Raw genomic sequence first — 21,906 nt, 5'->3', positions numbered from 1 at the left:
CATGGCATACTTAACGAGATACGGCCATACCCATCAGGACGGCCTCAGCTTTATACAGGCGGCACGGCTGCTTGCAAAGCAGCCCGTCGAAGTCATCCCGAACAACCAGATTGAGATTTCGCTGTCCGATACATCCGCACGACTACGGCAACATCCTTTTATGCTCAATGCCGATACCCTGTTGGCATGGGGACGCCGGTTGTCTCAAAACAATACAGCAGCGCTCACTCTGGCCGACCAAGTCGATTGGGAGTTAGGCCTACGGTCCCGCGGCCGCACAGAAGGGCCAAAAACCATGGCCGCACAGGTGAAAGGGGGCAGTTCGTTTGCAACCACTTGGTCGTTTAAAGGCAGTGAAAAGGCAATCGTATCGGTAATCGGCGATGGCGACAACGACCTGGACTTGTTTGTGTTCGACAAGCACAATAACATAATCGCACAGGACGACAGCCATACCGATGCCTGCGAGGTCCAATTTACGCCATCGAACAAGGCCGACTACAAGATTGTCGTCAAAAACTGGGGAAGCAGCTACAGTGATTTTATCCTCATCACCAATTGACAGCAGAACTGCGAGGTTACGCAGCAATGAAAATTAGCAGGAAACAGTCGGCAACGGAAGGACAACCACGACTGCCGTGCCCCGAGGGTGGCGGCCGCTGATCTCCAATTGACCACCGTAATGTTCCACCTGCTTGCGAATTAATGCCAGCCCCATACCTTTGTTGTGCGCGTTGGGTGACTCCATTCCGCGGCCATCGTCTTCCACCATCAACGTTACTTCGTTTTCCAGCTCAACCAACTGCACATCGATTTTCGATGCATGGGCATGTTTGAGGGCGTTGGCGATCAGCTCCTGAACCATCCGATAGAGCGTGATCTGGTCGGATTTCTTCCAAGCAGACGTGTCATCCAACCCAACGATAAGGATGGATACCGACACTGCCTCCGTAGCCATGATCTCCTCAACAAATTCTGTAACAGCCGCCTTTAACCCTACTTTTTCCAGCAACGGTGGCATCAAGCCATGGCTTACATGCCTTACGGTAGTACCAATATCATCTAATAGCCGTTGTGCTGATACCAGACGAGTTTTTCCCTCAAGCAGCGCATGGTCATTTGCTACCTTACGAAGATTCAACTTGGCAACCGCAATCAGCGCACCTACTTCGTCGTGCAGATGCGAGGCGATGGCGGCTCGTTCTTGTTCACGCATGTCCATGATTGCGGCGGCAGTTTTAAGCGCCTGCTCCTGCTGGAGTTGATTGAGCTGAGCACGATGGAGTTTCTCCCGCTGCCGCCTATGCAGAATCATTATGCCGACGATAACCAATAATAGCAACATTCCAACGATCGCCAGGAAAATACGCCGGTTAAATTGCATTGCCTGCTCGGCCCGATCGAGTGCATGCAGCAAATCCAGTCGTTCAGCTTCCTCCCGCTGGCCGGTCTTGAACGCCTGTTGCGCCGCAATGGTTTCATCCCTTTGACGTTCGAGCCCCAGTAATTTACGCCGATATGGCGCAGCAAGTTCCTCATTGTCGGCGGTAAGGTATATCCGATGCAGCAGGCGGTATATATCCATCAAGGTCTCCGGATATTTTTTAACATTGACCAATTGCTCGGCACGATGTAAATACGGTACAGCTTCACGGTCATCGCCCTGTTCGTGATGGATCCGAGCAAGCGCTGTCAAGGATTGTGCGGTCTCCTGCTCCAACGCCAATTTTTCACGGCCCTGTAACGCGCTATTCAGCGCCTGTACAGCTTCGTCATAACGATGTTGGCGTTCCAATGCCAAGCCATACTCGTGAAGGGCAAGGTATTCACCTCGGGAATCCTTCGTGTGCTGAAACCGCTCAAGAACCGCTTTAAAACAGCTGTCGAGCTGTGTATTTGTCGGCCTTGTCTGACCCGTAGCGACCGCAATATACAGCTCATTCATCGCGATCAGCTTGGCATCGGCAGGTTGCTCCGCCTTTCCCGAGCTTTTTCTGAAATACTGAATCGCTTCTTTTGGATGCCCTGCTTTCAAATATACCTGTCCGATTTGATGCATCTCCATGGCGGCAGGTTGTTCTTGTGCAACCAAAAACCGCCCTCCGAGAAAAGAAAGACATATCAGGACAATATTCAATCGGACAGTCATCAGCCTCAAAAATACAACGTCAATCCCGGGGTTCCTATACTTAACAGTGGGTAATTTTCAAAGGCTCGATTGAACGTGCTGATTGCCCACTTTTTCGATTAATTTTGCATTATCCCGCTAAATAAGTATCATTGCAATTCAGAGCTAACTACCAGAAACACCGATTACATGCAAAACCAAACAGTCCTAATCGCCGATGATCACCCACTGATTATTCAGGGATTAAAGGAAATGCTCGCCGAAGCCGGGGAATTTATGGTGATAGGCACGTTTGATAACGGCCGCACACTGGTGGAATCTTTTGAATTGCCACATGCCGACATCTTGCTACTTGATCTGAATATTCCCGACATGGACGGACTGGCCGTACTGGAAGCACTCCAACAGCGGTCGGCACGTCCGAAGGTCATCGTGATTAGCAGCTACCATTCGCCGACGCTTATTGACCTTTGTCGCGAGCGTGGAGCGATGGCTTATGTGATCAAAACCAACGACCTGCAAGATATCGCTGCGATTATCCGGAAAGTGATCGCCGGAGAGCGCTTCTTCCCCGCCACTTCCACATTGGGAAATCCAGCCCAGCTCCTTGCACATTTCAACGAAAACGATACATTTGTCCGGAAGTTTAAGCTGACTTCCCGCGAATTGGAAATCATCCGGTTGATCTGCCAAAACCTCAGCGCCAAAGAAATCGGGGAACGCCTCTATCTTTCCGCATTTACCGTACAGACACACCGCCGTAACATTCTCAAAAAACTCGATCTCAACGGCAGTACTTCCAGCAACATGTCGCTGTATCACTTCGCCAAAGAACACGGCATTATTTAAGTTGAATTAAATACCCTACACCGGGTATTTACCCGGAAAATTCAGTTTAATATCTTTGCCTATCATGAACCATATGTCATCCATCGTTTAATGCGCCTATTTTATATCAGCTTTTTTCTATCGTTTGGGTTGATTGTTGTATGCATGCAGGCAGCAGTGGCCGTGATCAGGCAAAATGCCCCGGATTCCCTATCGGTTGTCCACATCGCGCAGGAAGTGGGCCTGTCGCAGCTCGGTGCGCTGGCCATGGACTTTGATGACAATGGTTACCTCTGGGTGGGAACCGAAAATGGCCTAAATCGTTTCAACGGATATCAAATGAACGTATACAAGGCCAGCAATGAGGACGGCGGCCTGCCCGATGACCACATCCGATCTATGTACTACGCAAACGATACCCTGTGGCTGGCCACCAATACACGCTCGATATGTGCGTACCTTATGGCGGAAGATCGGTTCATTGATTTCCAGCTGCAACTTGATACCGACCGCCATCCATTTGTCAAGTTCGGTTATATACTGTATCCGGCTTCGGAAGGCTTATTGATCGCAGGAACCATCGGCAACTGCGTACTGATCGACCGAAGTAAACTGACGTTCGACATACTGCCTATTCCTGAAGTTACTGATAATGACTACGTCACATCTATCATCGAATTACCTGAAGGAAAATTCCTTATCGGAACCAATGCAAGCGGCGTGTATTCCTTGGATGCTGCCAACCGGTCCATACAACCCGTATCGGCATTGGCGCCGCTAACAAACACGGCGGTAAACACCTTTTTTCAACGGTCTCCCGATGAACTATGGATCGGTACAGAAGATGGACTATATGAATACCATGAAAACGGCGGTACACTTCGGAAAATCGGAAATACGACGGTAAAAAGCCTGCATCAATGGGATGACCATACGGTACTGGCCGGCGGGTTCAACGAAGCCTACTTCATCCGGAACAACGGGGATTGGCAGCAGGTAGTTTTTCTGGATGATGCGGAAAAAGAACTGCAGGCAAGCATCTTACATGTAAGGAAAGATGGACTGGGTGGGGTGTGGATGGGCACCGCTGGACGGGGAGTCTTTTACTACCACCCCCATCAACGTAAGTTTACGCCCTCCCGCATCACCGTCAACAACGCACCGAAAAAAGACTTTATCAGCATTTTTCATTTCCTACGGGACGGAGACGACCTATGGATGGCCACAGACCTCGGGTTTGTCAAACATAACCTACGGACCGACCGGTATAAGCTGTACCGGACCGACCTTCTCGAATATGCACTGGCTAAAGATGTACATCACACCATCTGGGCGGGCGGATTCGGGCAGGGCCTCCTGAAATATAATCGGCAGGAAGATCGTTTCGATCCGATTCCACTACCATTTGCCGATAAAGATGTCATAGAAATAACCCCCATTTCCCCCGATACGGTTTGGGTACACACCTGGTCAAGCGGCATTTATGCACTCAATGTACACAATTTCGGAGTTACCCCCCGTCCGATTCATGGTCAGCAATTGGTCCGGTCGCGCACCAGTTTCATCGATGCTTCGGGGGCGATTTGGATTGGGAGCGATGAAGGATTATATCAGATAAGGGGCAATCAGTCTGTTTCCTACGACTCATTATCGAACGAACGGGTGTTTGCGATTACCGAAGATCCAGCGCACAACATCTGGGTAGGCACCGCCAAGGGACTGAACCGCATTGATACCCAAACCGGACGCATCACCACGTATATGCAACAAGCTGGATTACCCAACGACTTTATCTACAGCGTGGAATCCGATGCAAAGGGCAATATATGGGTGTCTACGAACTACGGTCTCTCGGTATTAGACCGCCTCCATCAGACCTTCAAAAATTATACCGAGGATGATGGGCTGCAGAATAACGAGTTCAATGGAAAAGCCGGTTATAGGGACGCGCTGGGCTATCTTTATTTTGGAGGGATGAACGGTTTCAACGTTTTTCATCCAGACAGCGTCTATGTAAATCGAAAAGTAGGGAAAACACTGATCGAGAACGTCCAATTGTTCGGCATGCCCATTCCAGAGAACATCCCCTACACAGATACGTTGGTATTCTCTCATAACCAGAACGTCATTACGTTTGATTTTGCCAGTCTCAATTACCTTTGGGCAACGAAAAACCGGTACCAGTTCATCCTTGAGGGATTCGATAAAACCTGGCGACCGATCACTCTGGACAGGTCGACCACCTACACCAACCTGGATCCGGGCACCTACACCTTCCGGGTGAAGGGAAGTAACAATGAGCTCTTGTGGGGCGATACCGATACGATGACGGTCATCATCCAGTCGCCGTGGTATGCGTCTATTTGGTTTCGGGTAACGGCGGGTGCCCTACTGGTATTGATAGTTACCAGTACCTTCGCGTATAAGAACTATCAACAGAAAAAAATGAACCTGAAGCTGTCTGCTATGGTCAGCGCACGTACCGAAGAACTTCGGCAAGCCAACACGGCACTCAATGACTCACTCGAAACCACCCAACAGCAAAAGGAAAACATTACCTTCCTGATGCAGGAGCTAAACCATCGCGTAAAGAATAACCTCCAACTGATTACCAGTCTGATTGACATCCAGAGCTTTGAAATTGAAGATGCAGATATCCAGGATAAACTGAGGATCCTCCAATCACGGGTGTTTACCGTATCCAAAATCCATGATATCCTTAACCAGAAAGATGCCAGGAACAGTGTACGTACCGACCGGTTCATCACCGATCTGGCAACTGACCTGATTGTTTTTTCAGGTCTGTCTATCGACCTCGAGGTAAACGTTGAACCGATCTATTTTCCAATCAACAAATTGACACACCTCGGACTCATCCTGAATGAATTGATTACCAACTCTTTCAAACACGCGTTCGACGGACAGCAGAAAGTCAAGCGAATCGGGATTTCACTGCATGAAGAAAATGGCGGATTGAAATTCGTCTATCGCGACAACGGAAAGGGATTCCAGGAAGCCGAGGCCGCCAACGACAGAAGAACAAAGAAGGGTATCAACCTCGTCAAAAACCTGGCCCGCGAACTGAAAGGTACCATTGAACTCGAAAACAACTCGGGGGCCGTGTTTACCTGTTATCTTCCCAAAATTATCACCCTATGAAAAAGAAAGTCCTAATCCTGGAAGACGAGATCATCATTGCTAACAGCATTCAGCTTCACCTTCAGGCAAATGGATACGACGCTGAAATCGCCACAAACCCGGTGGATGCAGAAGCGCTGTTCGGTGAATTACCGTTCGATATTCTGCTGTGCGACATTAACCTGAACCACGAAACCGACGGCATCACCTTTGTGGAAAATGTAGTACGGGATTCAGTGCCGGTGGTATTCCTAACCGCATACAGCGACCTTCCCACGCTTAAGCGGGCCGAAGTGACCTGCCCCTATGCGTACCTCATTAAACCTTTCAACAAAGACCAGCTATTGGTCACGCTCAACCTGTCGTTGGTACATGCACGGAAGAAATTCCTCCATACCAGCCAACGGAACACATCGATTCCCGATAACATTGAGCTAACAGCACGGGAACTGGAGATATTGAACCTACTGGCTCAAAGCAAGACAACCGATGAAATTTCTGCGGCTTTATTCATCAGTTCGCTGACCGTTGCCACGCACCGCCGGAATATTTTCCGAAAAACCCAAACACGCGGCTTAATCGAGCTGATATCACTGGCGGTAGAAAAAGGGTGGATATAGCAGGGTACAACTCGCCGTAAATAAGCGTTGGGTCTGGTTATCTACCTCAATCCGGCTGGCATCGGTTTCTCTAACAAATATTGATAGTAAAACCGATACCGCTCCTTGCGGTCGTAAGCCGACTTCTCACGCGAAAAACCGTGGCGACTTCCGGGATAAATCATTAGTTCAAACGGCCGATCGCGATCGGTCAACGCATCCACAAGCTGAATGGTATTTTGCAAGTGCACGTTATCATCGATATCACCATGCATGATGCGCAGCACACCTTTGTATTGATTTACATAGGTCAGTATAGATCCGTTTTTATAACCTTCGGCATTGTCCTGAGGGGTATCCATATACCGTTCCGTATAATGGGTATCATACAATTCCCAACTGGTCACAGGTGCCCCCGCAATGCCATAATCAAAATAATCGGCTCCCTTGGTCAGTGCCAGACAGGTCATGTAACCGCCATAGCTATGCCCGGTAATTAGCAGCTTATCCGTAGCAACCCACGGCTTACTCTTGAGCCATTTGGCGGCGGTGATGTAGTCAATCATCTCCCAGTGGCCGAGGTTGCGATGCATCAAGGCGACCCCTTCCTTGCCGAAATGACCGGACGCGCGGTGATCTACGCTGATCTGGATGATGCCCTCATTGGCCCAATGCTGGTTGGCCGTACCTTTCCACGTGTTCTTCACCGTACCGGCATCCGGGCCGCCGTAGATATTGAAAATAACTGGATGTGGCTTAGTCTCGTCAAAATCAGTGGGCCAAGTAATGACAGCAGGCAATTGATAGCCATCCGGCGTGGGAATAGTGATCATCTCCGTTTTGGCGAAGAGGTAGTCTTTAAAATCCGTAGCTCTGCTATCAGCTAATTCGTTGATTAATTTCCCGTTGTTATCCAATAAGGCTACCTTGGTTGGCGTACTTACATTGGAATATGTCGTGATGAAATGCTTGCCGTCGGGGGCTACCGACACTTCGTGAGTATAGTCGCCAAAAGTGAGCCGTTTGAGGTTTTTGCCGCTGTAGTCAACGCGATAGAGGTCTACCGTGGTGGAATGCTCCTTGCGAGCCGTAAAATAAACAACCTTATTTTTTTCGTCCACCAATTCCAGGGAAGAGACCTGCCACTTACCCGAGGTAATGGGGTTCAACAACGTTCCGTCCAGTTCATAAAGATAATAGTGCGCCCAACCGGTCTTGTCACTTTTCAGAATATAATGTTTATTGTCTTTGAGGTAAGTAATCCGTTCTTCATGGCTCAGATCGATCCAGGAGTCCTGATGCTCATGGTAGATTTCCCGCTTGGCCCCGGTAGTGGGATCCACTTGATAGAAATTGAGATCAGTCTGGTCGCGGTTCATCCATTGTACCATCAGGTTGCTGCTGTCGTAACTCCAATAGGGCTGTCCGAAATACTGGTCGGCTTCTTCGTCAAAGTCTGCCCAAACGACGCTTCCTCCTTTCACCGGGACAAACCCTACCCGCACTTCCGGATTGGGATCGCCGGCTTTCGGATAACGGGTCTGCTCCAAAAATCCATGCTGCCCAGTTGCATTGTAAATCGGGAACATCGGCACGCGCGTATCGTCAAAGCGCATAAATGCAAGAGACTTGCTATCGGGAGCCCACCAAAAGGCTTTGTATTCGGAGGCCCTTCCCAGAATTTCTTCGTAATACACCCACGATGCCCATCCATTGTAAATAACATCTGTGGCATCCGAAGTATAGCGGATTTCGCGGCCATCCGTTACTTGCACGGCATATAGGTCGTTTTCACGGGTAAAAGCCACATATTGATTGTCGGGCGACAATGTCGGATTCTTTTCCTCAACTTTTGGCGAGTGAGTTAGCTGTTTGGGTGCACCGGTACCCCAACGGATAAAAACATCGTTATTCTGCAGGTACACTTCCACATCGCTGGTTGGTGGAGGCGTGTAGGAATCGTGCTTGCCGGTTTTTATGTGTACCTGATACGTCCGGCCCGTTTGGACGTCGTATTCAATGTAATGCTGGGCATCCGCCCAGCCGCGGACCGAATTGATCGGCTTGGTAAGTGAAGACTTAAGACCGAGGGATTGTTCCAGGTCCAAGCGCTTGGTTTGTGCCGACACCAGATTCCCCAATAATAGAAACATGCTGGCGGCTAAATGTAGTTTATTCATATATGCTAGTTGTTGCGTTATTCATCCGGTGGATTGATCGCTCGTGTTTATGTGCCAATCCGCATCGTTACCAGAAACATCAAAGATTTCAAAACCGCCGCCATACCCGTTTTCCTCCCGACGAACTCATCCGTAAGTTGTGAATTATACAACAACATTCACAATCCTTCCTTTTACGTAAATTACTTTTTTCACAGGCTTCCCCTCCAAATAACGTTGCAAATCCTCGTTCTCCAGTACTGCCTTTTCAACCTCCGATTGTGCTAGGTCGAGCGGCAAAGTAAGGTTCATCCGAGTCTTGCCGTTAACCGATACCGGATAAGCGAATTCGCTTTCTACCAGGTAGCTGGGGTTGAAAGCCGGATAGGATGCATACGACAAGGTGCCGGATGCATTTCCGAGCAATTCCCACAATTCTTCGGTAATATGCGGTGCATACGGTTGCAATACAACACACAGTTCCTGTAGAATAGCACGTTTGTTGCACTTCAGATCCGTCAGTTCATTGACACAGATCATAAACGAAGAAACCGACGTATTAAAAGAAAACCGTTCAACATCCTCTTCAACTTTCTTGATAATTTTATGCAACGCCTTCAATTCGGCTTTGCTGGGTGCTTCGTCACTGACGGCCAAGTTGCCCGCCGCATCGTGAAACAGTTTCCAAAATTTCCGAAGGAACTTATAAACTCCTTCAATCCCATTGGTATTCCAGGGCTTGCTTTGCTCCAAGGGGCCGAGAAACATCTCGTACATGCGCAGCGTATCCGCACCATATTGTTCGATGATATCGTCAGGATTCACCACATTGTATTTGGATTTCGACATCTTCTCAACCTCGTGGCCACAGACGTACTTGCCGTTTTCAAGGATAAATTCCGCATCCGCAAAATCCGGTCGGAATTTCCGGAACTCGTCCAGATTGAGCACGTCATTGCTAACGATATTGACATCCACGTGCAGGGCAATCGTGCGATAATCATCCTTCAACCCATGGGATACAAAGGTGTTCGTACCCTTGCCTTCCCCGTCCAACACACGGTACACAAAATTGCTCCGCCCTTGAATCATTCCTTGGTTAATGAGTTTCTTGAAGGGCTCTTCTTCCATCACATACCCCATGTCTTTAAGGAACTTGTTCCAGAAGCGGCTGTATAACAAGTGCCCGGTCGCATGTTCTGATCCGCCGATGTACAGGTCGACATCCTTCCAATAGCCGATTGCTTCTTTTGAGGCAAACGCTTCGGTATGCTGTGCATCCATATATCGGTACCAATACCAGCTCGATCCTGCCCAGCCTGGCATGGTACTTAATTCGTAGTCAAACGTGCCGTGATACTTCCAATCCTTAGCACGTCCCAGGGGTGGTTCTCCGGTTTCCGTAGGCAGGTATTTGTCTACCTCGGGAAGTAACAGCGGGAGGTCCTGTTCATCAATCAACCGGGGTATCCCCCCTTCGAAATACACCGGCACAGGTTCACCCCAGTAACGCTGGCGGCCAAAAATCGCGTCGCGCATCCGGTAGTTGATCATTGCCTTACCCGCACCGATTGATTCCAATTTTGTAATCAAGGTATCCACCGCTTCCGCATAGGTCATGCCATTAATAAGATCGGAATTGATGTACCGGCCTTCCTTGGTGGGATCTGCCTGCCCATCCAACTGCTGGGCGTCTGAAATAGGAATAATTGGTAACCCAAAATGTGAGGAAAATAGGTAATCCCGCTGGTCGCCCGAAGGCACCGCCATGACAGCACCTGTACCGTATCCTGCCAATACATAATCAGCAATCCAGATGGGCACGTCTTTACCAGTAAGTGGATGTGCGGCGTAGCTGCCTGTAAACGCACCGGAAACAGCCTTTACATCGGCCATCCGGTCAAGTTCAGACTTCTTTTTGGTCTGCGCAATGTAGGCGTCTACTTCGGCTTTTTGCTCACCAGTGGTCAGTGCCCCCACCAATTCATGTTCCGGGGCAAGCACCAACGCATTCACTCCGTAAATGGTATCTACCCGTGTCGTGAACACTTCGATAGATCGGTCGCCCAAAGCAGGCACGGCAAAACGCACACTGGCACCAACGCTTTTGCCAATCCAATTGCGCTGCATCTCCACCAATGGCTCCGGCCAATCAATCGTTTCCAAGCCTTTGAGCAAACGTTCAGCATATGCCGTGATGCGCATGCTCCATTGCATCATCTTCTTCTGTTCAACCGGATAACCACCCCGCTCGGACACACCATTGACCACTTCATCATTGGCTAGTACGGTGCCCAACGCAGCGCACCAGTTGACAGTGCTTTCCCTTAGGTAAGCCAATCGGTATTTCAGCAATTCCCGTTGTTTTTCGCCGTCGGTAAATGCTTTCCATTCATCCGCAGTAAAGAAATGGGTATCCTCATCGCAAACGGCGTGGACATTCTGTGTGCCGTGGGTTTCAAAATGCGCCACCAATTTGTCAATGGGCACTGCGCAGTCCCGTGACTTATCATACCACGCATTAAAGAGCTGCATGAAAATCCATTGTGTCCACTTATAAAACAATGGATCACTCGTGCGCACCTCCCGTTCCCAATCAAACGAAAAGCCGATGTTATCCAGCTGCTCGCGATAACGCGCAATGTTCGCTTCCGTTGTAATAGCCGGATGTTGCCCGGTTTGGATGGCATATTGTTCGGCCGGAAGACCAAACGAATCATACCCCATTGGGTGCAGCACATTGAATCCTTTCAACCGCTTGTAACGCGCAAAGATGTCTGAAGCGATGTAGCCCAACGGATGCCCCACGTGCAGTCCCGCACCAGACGGATAGGGAAACATGTCCAACACGTAATACTTGGGCTTGTCGGATGCATTGCTCACACGGAACGTCCGATTGTCCGCCCAGAATTGCTGCCATTTTCTTTCAATCGCACGATGATGATAATCCATAGCTACGGTATATGGTAAGGACGGCGAAATTACAATTTTTTGGGCAATGGAGGAAATGACATCCACACGTAACAAAATCATGATCATATCCGTCCGTTTTTACCAATTATGCTATCTTTGCGTCCGGTCATGCGTACGCGATTGTTTTGCTTTCTTGCTCTTATTGCCTACATCAACACCATCTTTTATGAGGATGGTCATGTGCACGGTCGAACCTCCGGCCAAATCATAGATGGTGCACCGTTAGTCGAAATCATTCTGGAAGATGTGCTCGACATTCCGTGCAGTGACGAAGATGGAGCGTCAGACGATTTCCAATATAATGATTACAGACCTGCCTCTTCCAAATGGCTCTCCATTGCGCCCCCAGAAAAGAAATCCGAATTCAAACCCCTTTGGGGCCTGGATATTTTCCAGTATACTGCCCGGCTTACGCTGAACACCAAAATCAGCTGCTTATTGGGGTATTATAGCTTCCTTTTTCGGCTTAAACCGTTTTAACGGTTTCGGCACTTATCCATTTATTTATTAAACGTTAATCACGCCTCCCTTTGGCTGGCGAGATGTTTTCCCATTTACCCTATCGGTAGGAATCGCTGCCGATCTGGCAAAGGTTCTTACTGAGTTTAAACGCAGTTACCACTCGAATTTTAAAAAGATGAATACGAAAACAAACAGACTTACTATTTTTTCGCTCGGCGTAATGGCCGTATCAATTACCGCCTGCACCGGCGACGCCCAGGAAATCAACGATACGAACGCAATCCCGACAGCACCGGTCGCATCCATCGTCGAACTCGATACAACCATCCATCAGGACTACGTCGCGAACATTCAGGCGTTCAAAAATGTCGAAATCCGTTCCCGACTGAAAGGGTTTTTGGATAAAATCTATGTGGACGAGGGAAGTGAAGTAAGGCAGGGGCAGCCTCTTTTTCAGTTGAATGACAGCGAATGTCAAGCGGAGGTTGCCCGCGCGGAAGCCGTTTTGGGTACTGCTATTGCTGATCGGAAGACTATCGCCTTGGAGGTGGAGCGCACCCGGCTGCTCGTTGAAAAAAACATTGTTTCGTCGACCGACCTGGAAGTCGCGGAAGCGCAGCTGAGTGCCGCTGACTCCCGGATTAAGGAAGCGAAATCGCAACTCCAACATGCGAAAACACAACTCTCCTATACCATCGTCCGTGCACCGTTTTCCGGACGCATCGACCGCATACCGCTGAAAGAGGGAAGCCTATTGGATGAAGGCACGTTGCTTACTTCGATTTCGGACCTCACCAAGGTCTATGCTTACTTCGACATTTCTGAACAGGAGTACCTCAGCATTGTCGCCAACGACAGCGTTCGCACGGCAGATCCCCGCATGCCCGTAAAGCTGACCCTGGCCAACGATCGGGTGTATCCCTATGAAGGGAAAGCAGAGTTCGCCGAAAATGAATTTGAAGCAACCACAGGTACCATTTCGTTGCGCGCACTCTTTCCAAATCCACAAGGGTTGATCAAACATGCGGCCTCTGGCAAGGTGAGCGTACCCATGAAAAGCGGGCAGAACCTGGTGGTCCACCAAAAGTCTGTATTTGAAATCCAGGACCGGACCTACGTCTATAAAGTCAACGCGGATAGTACGATTGCCATGACGCCGTTTAAAGCTGGCCAGCGAGTGGGCCACTACTATTTGGTGGAGGCGGGCCTAGAGCCAGACGATAAAGTTGTTTTCGAAGGAGCGCAAAATCTAAGAGACGGCATGGTCATCGCTCCGCAGGAAATTAACAGCAATGAAGGGCCGGAAATGGCCGTAAACAGCATCCCCTAATCAATGAACGTCGGTTAATTTTGCTTTAACTATCATGCTTGAAACTTTCATCAAACGGCCGGTGCTATCACTGGTTATCTCCCTATTGATTACGTTGTTGGGATTGTTGTCCCTCTTCACATTGCCTGTCACACAATTCCCGGATATTGTACCCCCTTCGGTCGTGGTCACCGCGAACTATACCGGTGCCAATGCGGAGGTGTGCACCGATGCAGTGGCCATTCCGCTGGAGCGTGCCATCAACGGTGTGGCCGGCATGACCTACATGACGTCGGTGTCGACCAATAATGGAACCACGCTCATCCAGGTATTTTTCAAAGTCGGCACCGATCCCGACATTGCCGCAGTGAACGTACAGAATCGCGTCACCACCGTACTCGACGAACTGCCCGAAGAAGTCATCAAAGCCGGTGTGACTACAGAGAAAGAGGTAAATAGCATGCTGATGTACCTCAATGTGTTCAGCGATGACCCTACGGCAGACGAGCGGTTTATTTACAACTTTACGGACATTAATATCCTCAAAGAGCTAAAACGCATTGAGGGCGTCGGGTTTGCCCAGATCATGGGCATGCGCGACTATGCGATGCGGGTATGGCTGAAACCGGATCGGCTTACCGCCTATGACATTTCCAGCGAGGAAGTTATCGCGGCGCTGCGCGCGCAGAACGTGGAAGCCGCTCCCGGCCAAACCGGCATCGGCTCAGACCAACGGATTAATATGCAGCAATACGTGCTGCGGTATCCGGGTAAGTTTTCTGAACCCGAGCAATACCGGAACATCCCCATCCGTGCAAACGCGGATGGCTCCGTTTTGCGCGTAGGTGATATCGCTGAGGTGGAATTCGGCTCGCTCGATTATGAAATGGAATCGAGGACCGATGGAAGGCCATCCGCTTCCATCATGATGAAACAGCTTCCGGGTTCCAACGCGCAGGAAGTTATTGAAAACGTAAAACAGCGTATGGCTGAACTCCAGGAAACGTCGTTTCCACCGGGAATGAAATATACGGTAAGCTACGACGTATCCCGGTTTCTGGATGCTTCAATCAACGAAGTAATCCGCACGCTGATCGAGGCTTTCCTTTTGGTATTCCTCGTTGTATTCATTTTCCTGCAGGATTTCCGGTCGACACTGATACCGGCCCTAGCCGTACCGGTATGCCTTATCGGCGCGCTATTTTTCATGCAATTGCTCGGATTCTCGATCAACTTGCTGACGCTATTTGCCCTGGTGCTTGCGATCGGCATCGTGGTCGACAACGCCATTGTCGTGGTCGAGGCCGTCCACGTAAAAATGGAAGAGGATCACCTTCCGCCAATGGAGGCAACTCTGGCGGCAATGAAAGAGATCGGCGGCGCGGTGGTGGCCATCACGCTGGTCATGTCGGCCGTCTTTGTGCCAGTGGCCTTCCTATCGGGTCCGGTGGGCATCTTTTACCGGCAGTTTTCACTCACATTGGCGGCAGCCATCGTGATTTCGGGCATCAATGCGCTCACACTCACACCGGCGCTTTGCGCACTTTTCCTGCGCTCGCCGCACGGAAAGCCCCCGTCAAAGGGATGGTTGCCTAGCTTCTTCAAGCGCTTCAACCGCTGGTATAATGGGATATCGTCCCGGTATGCAGGCCTCATCGGAAAAATTGCCGGACGCCGGGTAGTGACGTTGGGCTTGCTGGCAGGATTCTTTGTGGCGACATGGGGCGTCAACAGCATTCTTCCATCCGGTTTCATCCCCACGGAAGACCAGGGAATGATTTATGTGAATGTGACTACGCCACCCGGCGCTACGGTAGACCGCACCATTGCCGTATTGAATCAAATCGATTCAATCAGCCGACAGCACGAAGCAGTAGAGACGGTGTCGACCCTAGCGGGATATAGCATTGTAACGGAAGTATCCGGTGCCTCGTACGGCATGGGTATGATCAACCTGAAAGCCTGGGAAAACCGCAGGGAATCGGTTGCTGACGTGATAGACTGGCTGGAAGACAACACCGGTCACCTGATGGACGCCAGCATTGAGTACTTTCCCCCGCCCACCGTTCCCGGTTTTGGAAATTCCAGCGGCTTCGAGCTCCGGTTGCTCGACCGGTCAGGGGCCGACAACCTGCAACATACCGCCGATGTCCTGGAAACGTTCATGACCGCACTGGAAGAAACGCCCGAGGTGGGGAATACGTTTTCCACATTCGATCCGCGTTTTCCGCAATACCTTGTCAATGTGGACCACGACATGGCGGCGAAACGGGGAATCAGTGTAGAAAATGCCATGACTACCCTACAAACGCTAATGGGCAGCTTTTACGCAACGAATTTCATACGGTTTGGCCAAATGTATAAAGTGATGGTCCAAGCCGGACCGGGCTACCGGGAGAAACCAGAGGACGTGCTCAAACTCCATGTGAAAAACAATTCCGGCGAAATGGTTCCATTTTCGGCATTCATCACCATGGAACGTGTTTATGGACCGGAACAGGTAACCCGGTATAACATGTTCAGCTCGGCGTTGATCAGTGGTGATGCAGCTCCGGGATTCAGCTCCGGACAGGTGATCGACGCCGTGGAGCGGGTCGCCGCGGCAACCCTGCCCCAAGGATACGCGATCGAATGGTCGGGAATGACCCGCGAACAGATCTTATCGGGTAATCAGGCCATTTATGTTTTTGCATTGTGCCTCTTATTCGTGTATTTGATCCTTGCCGCACAGTACGAAAGTTTCTTATTGCCGCTGCCGGTAATCCTCTCCTTACCTGCGGGGGTATTCGGTGCATTCTTATTTCTGAAGTTGCTAGGACTGGAAAACAACATTTATGCGCAGGTCGCCTTGGTTATGTTAATCGGGCTATTGGGTAAAAATGCCATTCTTATTGTGGAATATGCGATTCTCCGCTACAAGCAAGGGGCCACGCAGCTGCAGGCGGCTATCGAAGGATCGGTGGCCCGTCTCCGACCGATCCTAATGACGTCGTTTGCCTTCATTGCCGGACTGATTCCTTTGGCAATGGCTTCCGGGGCAGGCGCATTGGGTAACCGTTCGATCGGAACCACCGCGGTCGGCGGCATGATCGTTGGCACGCTGGTCGGTGTGATCGTCATCCCGGGCTTGTATGTGTTGTTTACCGCGGTCCGACGGAACAAAAAGAGAAAAGCAATCAAGGCGGGAACCGCCGGGTTGCTGATGATCACCGCCATCGGGCTACTGTCGGGATGTACCACCGTAAAAAGCCTTCCCGATCCCCAGCATCGCGTGTTACCGGAAACCTACGCAGGCAACACCGATACCTTAAACACCGCCCATCAACGCTGGCGTAGTTTCTTCAACGATCCGAATCTCATAGCACTTATCGACACGGCGTTGACCAACCATCCCGACATGTCGGCTGCACTTCATCAAATCGAAATCGCCCAAGCCAACCTCAGGTTGAGGAAGTCGGCATTCTTCCCCTCGGTCGATGCGTTGGCCGAAGCCGGCCTCCGCCGATATGGTTTTTATACGATGGACGGCATCGGTAATTATGATACGAATTTCTCCGAAAACCTGAAAGACGATGAAAAACTCCCCGATCCCCTGCCCGACTATTTCGTAGGATTGCGCACAACTTGGGAAATCGACCTATGGGGTAAACTTAGAAATCGGAAACGCGCTGCTTACCAGCGGTTTTTGTCGTCATACGAAGGAAGGCATCTGGTGCAAACTTCCCTGATCGAAGAGGTAGCTACGACCTATTACGACCTCCTGGCTTTGGACAATGAGTTAGCGATTCTCCGCAAAAACATCAACCTGCAAAAAAATGCGTTGGACATCATCAACGTACAGAAAGCTGCGGGACGGGCAGATGAGCTGGGTGTTCAGCAGTTTATCGCTATGGTACACCATGCCCAAGGGAAAGAGCAGGAAGTGCGGCAACAGATCTCAGCGGCCGAAGCCCATCTAAACTTCCTTCTGGGCCGGTTCAAAGGGGGTATTCCACGAGACACCACCTTGTGGATGACCTCGGCATTTACAGACTCCATCCACGTCGGTGTGCCGACGCATTTTCTTGCCCTCCGCCCCGACATCCGGCAAGCCAGGCTGGAGCTGGCGGCGTCGGGGGCCGAACAACTGGCCGCAAAGGCGGAGTTCTTGCCATCCCTGGTTCTTTCGCCTTACGTCGGACTTCAGGCTTTTGATATCGATAAATTGCTGCTGGCCCCTACGTCCGTGGCATATGGCCTGGTAGGCGGTCTCACCGCGCCGATCTTCAACCAACGCACCATCCGGACCGCGTATGAAACGGCAAAAGCTACGTATGGAATCGCTTTTCACGACTACGAACGAGCCGTTTTAAAAGCATGGGAGGAAGTGCAACGGACCATGACTGCGCAAAAGTACATCAATCGCCGAACGGATCATAACCTGCAGGAGGTTGCTTCTCTACAGAAAGCCGTCGACGCCGCACACGAATTGTTCAAAGCCGGACGAGCCTCCTATTTGGATATTATCACCGCTCAACGTGCTGCACTGGACGCCGAGCTCAACTTGGTCAGTACCCGGCGAGAGAAAGCCATCAACAAGCTTTCCCTCTACAAAGCGTTGGGAGGTGGCTGGCAATAAACCGGGTATATTTTTTAATTTGTCAACGCAATTCACTACTTTCGCAACGTAAATACCCGGCAAATGGAAGTATACGAAGTAAGTACATCCGCGAAGAAGACAAAATCTGTTTACATATCCACCGTCATCAGTATCGCCTTGGTGCTACTGATGACGGGATTGTTAGGGTTGTTGCTTGTACACGCAAAAAATCTATCGGATTATGTGAAGGAGAATATCGTGCTCAACATCATCATGAAAGAAGGGGTAACCGAAGGGAATGTGCTCGCCTATCAGAAAGAACTGGAGTCTGACACCTATGTGCTGCGCTCGGAGTACATCAGTAAGGAGCTGGCTGCCAAGAATCTTTCACAGGAACTGGGAGAAGATTTTGTTGAGTTTCTCGGACATAATCCGCTACTCTCTTCCATCGACATATATATGAAAGCCGAATATGCCAATACCGACAGCATTCAAACGTTTATCAAAAAGGTATCGGCCAACGAGATGGTTAAAGAAGTTGTCTACCAGGAGTCGCTCATTGACATGGTCAATAAGAATATACGTACCATTGGCATCGTCATTCTAGCGTTTACTGCCCTCCTCCTGGTCATTGCGGTTGCACTCATCAACAATACCATCCGGTTGGCCATCTATTCGCAGCGCTTTTTGATCAAAAGCATGCAGATGGTGGGTGCGACCAAAGGATTTATCAGACGCCCCTTTATTGGTTACGGCATTTTACACGGATTGCTGGGAGCCCTGATTGCCATTTTGCTGCTGTTGCTCACGTTGCACCTCGGACAACGGGAAGTCCCGGAATTGGTATTCCTCCGCAATTGGTTTGAATTTATCGCCATCTTTGTGATTGTAACGCTGCTTGGCATCCTGATCTCGGGATTAAGCACTTACTTCGCAGTCGGCAAATACTTACGGTTGAAGTCAAACGAACTGTATCGATAATTATAGCTTATGTCACTATACAAGAAATCCCAGCAGGAACAAAAAGCATCCTTTGTGTTCGGCAAACGGAATTACCAGTTTTTTTTACTGAGCATTGCGGTAGTTGCCCTTGGATTTATACTGATGATGGGTACGGAAGACATCTATAGTTTTACCAAAATTACCTTGGCACCTCTCGTGGTAGTGCTTGGTTTCGCTTTAGGCGTAGTATCTATTTTGATAAAACCTAAAAATTCCGAAAAAAGTTAATGACCTTATTCGAAGCGATTGTGTTGGCCATTATCGAGGGCCTCACGGAATTTCTACCGGTTTCATCGACCGGCCACATGATTATTGCAACGGCATTGATGGGCATATCTCCCACGCCATTTGTCAAACTGTTTACGATTGCAATTCAACTGGGCACTATTTTATCCGTATTAGTGCTGTATTACCGGCGGTTTTTGCGGTCGCTCTCGTTTTACTACAAATTGGTCGTGGCAGCAATCCCAGCGTCCATTTTTGGCTTTTTGTTCAGCGATGAAATCGATGGATTACTCGAAAGCCCGCTGGTGGTTGGCATCACCCTGGTAGTGGGAGGCATTATTTTGTTATTTGTCGACAAATGGTTTAACCGTCCGAATATTGACAACTCGGACGATATCACGTACTGGCAGGCATTGAAAATCGGCTTATTCCAATGCCTGGCATTGATACCCGGTACATCGCGCTCGGCAAGTACCATTGTGGGGGGCATGACCCAACAGCTGACCCGTAAGGCTGCTGCTGAGTTTTCCTTCTTTTTAGCCGTACCGATGATGTTCGGTGCCACCGTACTCAAGTTGAAAGGTCATTTCGACGATGGGAATGGGTTAACTAACCCTGAAATCAATCAACTCATCATTGGCAATGCCGTCGGATTTGTGGTAGCGATCATCGCCATCAAATCATTCATCGGCGTGGTGTCTAAATACGGCTTTAAAGCGTTTGGTTGGTACCGTATCATCGTGGGAGGAATCATCCTAATCATGCTGTTGAGTGGACACAGTTTACAGATTCTATAAATGGGAGCGGCTGGATCACCTCGTGTATTCAACTTCGCTGACGGCGAAGTATTACTGGTCGACAAACCGATCCGCTGGACCAGTTTTGACGTGGTACGAAAAATCCGTAATACGATCAAACCATTGAAAGTAAAAGTAGGACATGCCGGTACGCTGGATCCGCTGGCAACAGGGTTGCTGATTATCTGCACCGGAAAATTCACCAAACGCCTCGACGAATTTCAAGCGCAAGAAAAAGAATATACCGGAACCATTACTTTAGGTGCCACCACACCTTCTTATGACCTGGAACGGGACATCGATCAGCGGTTTGATTGGTCTGGTATCCAGGAAAACCAAATCATCGAAACAGCCGCTTCCTTTATCGGTGAGATCGAGCAAATTCCCCCAGCCCATTCCGCAATCAAAATGGATGGGGAACGGGTCTATGAAAAAGCGCGCCGCGGAGAATCGGTCGATGTCAAATCGCGGCGTATATATATCCGTGAATTCGAAATCACCCGCATTGCCCTACCCGATGTAGACTTCCGGGTCGTATGCAGCAAGGGTACTTATATCCGATCGCTGGCACACGACTTCGGTAAAGCGATGAATAATGGTGCCTACCTAAGCCGCCTGCGAAGGACGAAAAGCGGCGATTTCCATGTTGATGACGCGTGGCAGGTAGCAGATTTAACGAACTGTATAAAGGAATTTAGCTTGACGACAACACATGAAGATATACCGAAATCTTGAGGATTTCATTCCCTTGGACAATGCGGTGGTCACTATCGGCACATTTGATGGGGTACATGTGGGCCATCAAAAGATATTGAGCACGCTTAAGGAGTGCGCAAGGAACAGTGGTGGAGAAACGGTATTGCTCACGTTTTTTCCCCATCCTCGAATGATTCTGCATCCCGAAGATGATAGCCTGCGACTTATCAGCGACATTGAAGAAAAAGTAGCACTACTTGCCGACGCGGGCATCGACCACCTCATCATCACGCCCTTTACTCGTGATTTCTCTAACCAATCGCCGGAAGCTTATATCCGTGACGTGCTTGTCGGCAAAATCGGCACCAAAAAAATCATCATTGGATACGATCATCGCTTTGGAAAAGACCGCAGCGGTTCGCTCAAAGACCTATTGGACCATGCCGAAATCTACGGATATACCGTGGAACAGATTCCCGAGCAGGACATCAATGATGTGGCCGTCTCGTCTACTAAAATCAGGGAAGCATTAATTAAAGGAGACATTGCCACGGCAAACAGTTACTTGGGACATCCCTTTCAACTGACCGGCAAAGTCGTGAGAGGCAATCAGTTAGGGCGCAACATTGGCTATCCCACCGCTAACCTGCAAGTGCTCGAAAATCACAAACTTATTCCGGCATATGGAATTTATGCAGTGGAGGCAGCCGTTATCGATCTTGCAGGCATTACTACCGGTACTTATCAGCCCAACATCCCCGAACACGTAGTAAAGGGTATGGGTTATATTGGCACTCGACCAACCATAGACGGTATCAGCAGAAGCATTGAAGTGCACCTTTTCGACTTTCATTCGGACATTTACGGAAAGACGTTACAGGTGAATTTCCTCCATTTTATCCGACATGACCAATGGTTTGAAAACATGCAAGAGATGATCGATCAAATGGCAAAAGACGAACGGAAAATAAGGGATTTGTTCGGTATATAGTCCTTAGCCGATTGCCCAAA

Annotated in this window: 15 protein-coding genes; 12 read left to right on the top strand and 3 right to left on the bottom strand. The window is 49.6% G+C overall.

The features are described 5' to 3' along the window. Nucleotide 1: 1 nt before the first annotated feature. Entirely contained in the window at nucleotides 2-562 is a 561-nt protein-coding gene (locus tag BMZ56_RS19600) for a hypothetical protein (protein ID WP_177195218.1), read from the top strand. Between the two features lie 33 nt (nucleotides 563-595). On the opposite strand, the gene BMZ56_RS25880 is transcribed toward BMZ56_RS19600, so the two are convergent. Continuing rightward, complete coding sequence (locus BMZ56_RS25880; RefSeq protein ID WP_181127813.1) at nucleotides 596-2,065, bottom strand: tetratricopeptide repeat-containing sensor histidine kinase; 1,470 nt, start codon at nucleotides 2,063-2,065, stop codon at nucleotides 596-598. Between the two features lie 252 nt (nucleotides 2,066-2,317). On the opposite strand from BMZ56_RS25880, the gene BMZ56_RS19590 reads away from it, so the two are divergent. From BMZ56_RS19590 to BMZ56_RS19580, 3 genes are all read left to right on the top strand, one after another. Next, nucleotides 2,318-2,977: a response regulator gene (locus BMZ56_RS19590; RefSeq protein WP_090629668.1), complete on the top strand. Its 660-nt coding sequence runs from the start codon at nucleotides 2,318-2,320 to the stop codon at nucleotides 2,975-2,977. A gap of 90 nt (nucleotides 2,978-3,067) precedes the next feature. After that, nucleotides 3,068-6,115 (top strand): ligand-binding sensor domain-containing protein, encoded by a 3,048-nt coding sequence (locus BMZ56_RS19585; protein WP_090629665.1) that lies wholly within the window; start codon nucleotides 3,068-3,070, stop codon nucleotides 6,113-6,115. Then, nucleotides 6,112-6,714: a response regulator transcription factor gene (locus BMZ56_RS19580; RefSeq protein WP_090629662.1), complete on the top strand. Its 603-nt coding sequence runs from the start codon at nucleotides 6,112-6,114 to the stop codon at nucleotides 6,712-6,714. The genes BMZ56_RS19585 and BMZ56_RS19580 overlap by 4 nt, the downstream gene beginning before the upstream one ends. 41 nt (nucleotides 6,715-6,755) lie before the next feature. Here BMZ56_RS19580 and BMZ56_RS19575 read toward each other — a convergent pair whose 3' ends face one another. Both BMZ56_RS19575 and leuS read right to left on the bottom strand, forming a co-directional pair. Continuing rightward, nucleotides 6,756-8,873 carry a S9 family peptidase gene (locus tag BMZ56_RS19575; RefSeq protein ID WP_090629660.1) on the bottom strand — a complete coding sequence of 706 codons (2,118 nt, stop codon included), beginning with the start codon at nucleotides 8,871-8,873 and terminating at the stop codon, nucleotides 6,756-6,758. Between the two features lie 144 nt (nucleotides 8,874-9,017). Further along, nucleotides 9,018-11,804 (bottom strand): leucine--tRNA ligase, encoded by a 2,787-nt coding sequence (gene leuS, locus BMZ56_RS19570; RefSeq protein WP_090629948.1) that lies wholly within the window; start codon nucleotides 11,802-11,804, stop codon nucleotides 9,018-9,020. Nucleotides 11,805-11,933: 129 nt separating this feature from the next. Here leuS and BMZ56_RS19565 point away from each other — a divergent pair, with 129 nt between their 5' ends. The 8 genes from BMZ56_RS19565 (at nucleotide 11,934) to BMZ56_RS19530 (ending at nucleotide 21,886) form a co-directional block, all read left to right on the top strand. After that, nucleotides 11,934-12,305, top strand: coding sequence for a hypothetical protein (locus BMZ56_RS19565; RefSeq protein WP_090629657.1), 372 nt, complete (start codon nucleotides 11,934-11,936; stop codon nucleotides 12,303-12,305). A 157-nt stretch (nucleotides 12,306-12,462) separates the two neighbouring features. After that, a complete protein-coding gene (locus BMZ56_RS19560) occupies nucleotides 12,463-13,617 on the top strand; it encodes an efflux RND transporter periplasmic adaptor subunit (RefSeq protein WP_090629655.1) in 1,155 nt (384 codons plus the stop codon). Between the two features lie 34 nt (nucleotides 13,618-13,651). Continuing rightward, a complete protein-coding gene (locus BMZ56_RS19555) occupies nucleotides 13,652-18,214 on the top strand; it encodes an efflux RND transporter permease subunit (RefSeq protein WP_090629652.1) in 4,563 nt (1,520 codons plus the stop codon). Nucleotides 18,215-18,277: 63 nt separating this feature from the next. Further along, entirely contained in the window at nucleotides 18,278-19,156 is an 879-nt protein-coding gene (locus BMZ56_RS19550) for a cell division protein FtsX (protein WP_090629650.1), read from the top strand. A 9-nt stretch (nucleotides 19,157-19,165) separates the two neighbouring features. Then, nucleotides 19,166-19,405, top strand: a complete 240-nt coding sequence (locus BMZ56_RS19545; protein ID WP_090629648.1) for a DUF3098 domain-containing protein — start codon at nucleotides 19,166-19,168, stop codon at nucleotides 19,403-19,405. Continuing rightward, nucleotides 19,405-20,199 (top strand): undecaprenyl-diphosphate phosphatase, encoded by a 795-nt coding sequence (locus tag BMZ56_RS19540; protein ID WP_090629646.1) that lies wholly within the window; start codon nucleotides 19,405-19,407, stop codon nucleotides 20,197-20,199. Before BMZ56_RS19545 ends, BMZ56_RS19540 begins: the two co-directional genes overlap by 1 nt. Then, nucleotides 20,200-20,934 (top strand): tRNA pseudouridine(55) synthase TruB, encoded by a 735-nt coding sequence (gene truB, locus BMZ56_RS19535; RefSeq protein ID WP_090629643.1) that lies wholly within the window; start codon nucleotides 20,200-20,202, stop codon nucleotides 20,932-20,934. Beyond that, nucleotides 20,912-21,886: a bifunctional riboflavin kinase/FAD synthetase gene (locus BMZ56_RS19530; protein WP_090629640.1), complete on the top strand. Its 975-nt coding sequence runs from the start codon at nucleotides 20,912-20,914 to the stop codon at nucleotides 21,884-21,886. The genes truB and BMZ56_RS19530 overlap by 23 nt, the downstream gene beginning before the upstream one ends. Nucleotides 21,887-21,906: the final 20 nt, after the last annotated feature.

This window comes from Parapedobacter indicus (genome assembly GCF_900113765.1).
In the GTDB taxonomy this organism is placed as follows: Bacteria; Bacteroidota; Bacteroidia; order Sphingobacteriales; family Sphingobacteriaceae; genus Parapedobacter; species Parapedobacter indicus.
Note: the sequence above shows the minus strand (reverse complement) of the source record. Positions and strands in the feature narration are given on the sequence as shown.

Bases quoted from the DNA above. Each gene is read 5' to 3' on its own strand.
- BMZ56_RS19600 (WP_177195218.1), top strand. From the start codon at position 2: ATGGCATACTTAACGAGATACGGCCATACCCATCAGGACGGCCTCAGC.
- BMZ56_RS25880 (WP_181127813.1), bottom strand. From the start codon at position 2,065: ATGGAGATGCATCAAATCGGACAGGTATATTTGAAAGCAGGGCATCCA.
- BMZ56_RS19590 (WP_090629668.1), top strand. From the start codon at position 2,318: ATGCAAAACCAAACAGTCCTAATCGCCGATGATCACCCACTGATTATT.
- BMZ56_RS19585 (WP_090629665.1), top strand. From the start codon at position 3,068: ATGCGCCTATTTTATATCAGCTTTTTTCTATCGTTTGGGTTGATTGTT.
- BMZ56_RS19580 (WP_090629662.1), top strand. From the start codon at position 6,112: ATGAAAAAGAAAGTCCTAATCCTGGAAGACGAGATCATCATTGCTAAC.
- BMZ56_RS19575 (WP_090629660.1), bottom strand. From the start codon at position 8,873: ATGAATAAACTACATTTAGCCGCCAGCATGTTTCTATTATTGGGGAAT.
- leuS (WP_090629948.1), bottom strand. From the start codon at position 11,804: ATGGATTATCATCATCGTGCGATTGAAAGAAAATGGCAGCAATTCTGG.
- BMZ56_RS19565 (WP_090629657.1), top strand. From the start codon at position 11,934: ATGCGTACGCGATTGTTTTGCTTTCTTGCTCTTATTGCCTACATCAAC.
- BMZ56_RS19560 (WP_090629655.1), top strand. From the start codon at position 12,463: ATGAATACGAAAACAAACAGACTTACTATTTTTTCGCTCGGCGTAATG.
- BMZ56_RS19555 (WP_090629652.1), top strand. From the start codon at position 13,652: ATGCTTGAAACTTTCATCAAACGGCCGGTGCTATCACTGGTTATCTCC.
- BMZ56_RS19550 (WP_090629650.1), top strand. From the start codon at position 18,278: ATGGAAGTATACGAAGTAAGTACATCCGCGAAGAAGACAAAATCTGTT.
- BMZ56_RS19545 (WP_090629648.1), top strand. From the start codon at position 19,166: ATGTCACTATACAAGAAATCCCAGCAGGAACAAAAAGCATCCTTTGTG.
- BMZ56_RS19540 (WP_090629646.1), top strand. From the start codon at position 19,405: ATGACCTTATTCGAAGCGATTGTGTTGGCCATTATCGAGGGCCTCACG.
- truB (WP_090629643.1), top strand. From the start codon at position 20,200: ATGGGAGCGGCTGGATCACCTCGTGTATTCAACTTCGCTGACGGCGAA.
- BMZ56_RS19530 (WP_090629640.1), top strand. From the start codon at position 20,912: ATGAAGATATACCGAAATCTTGAGGATTTCATTCCCTTGGACAATGCG.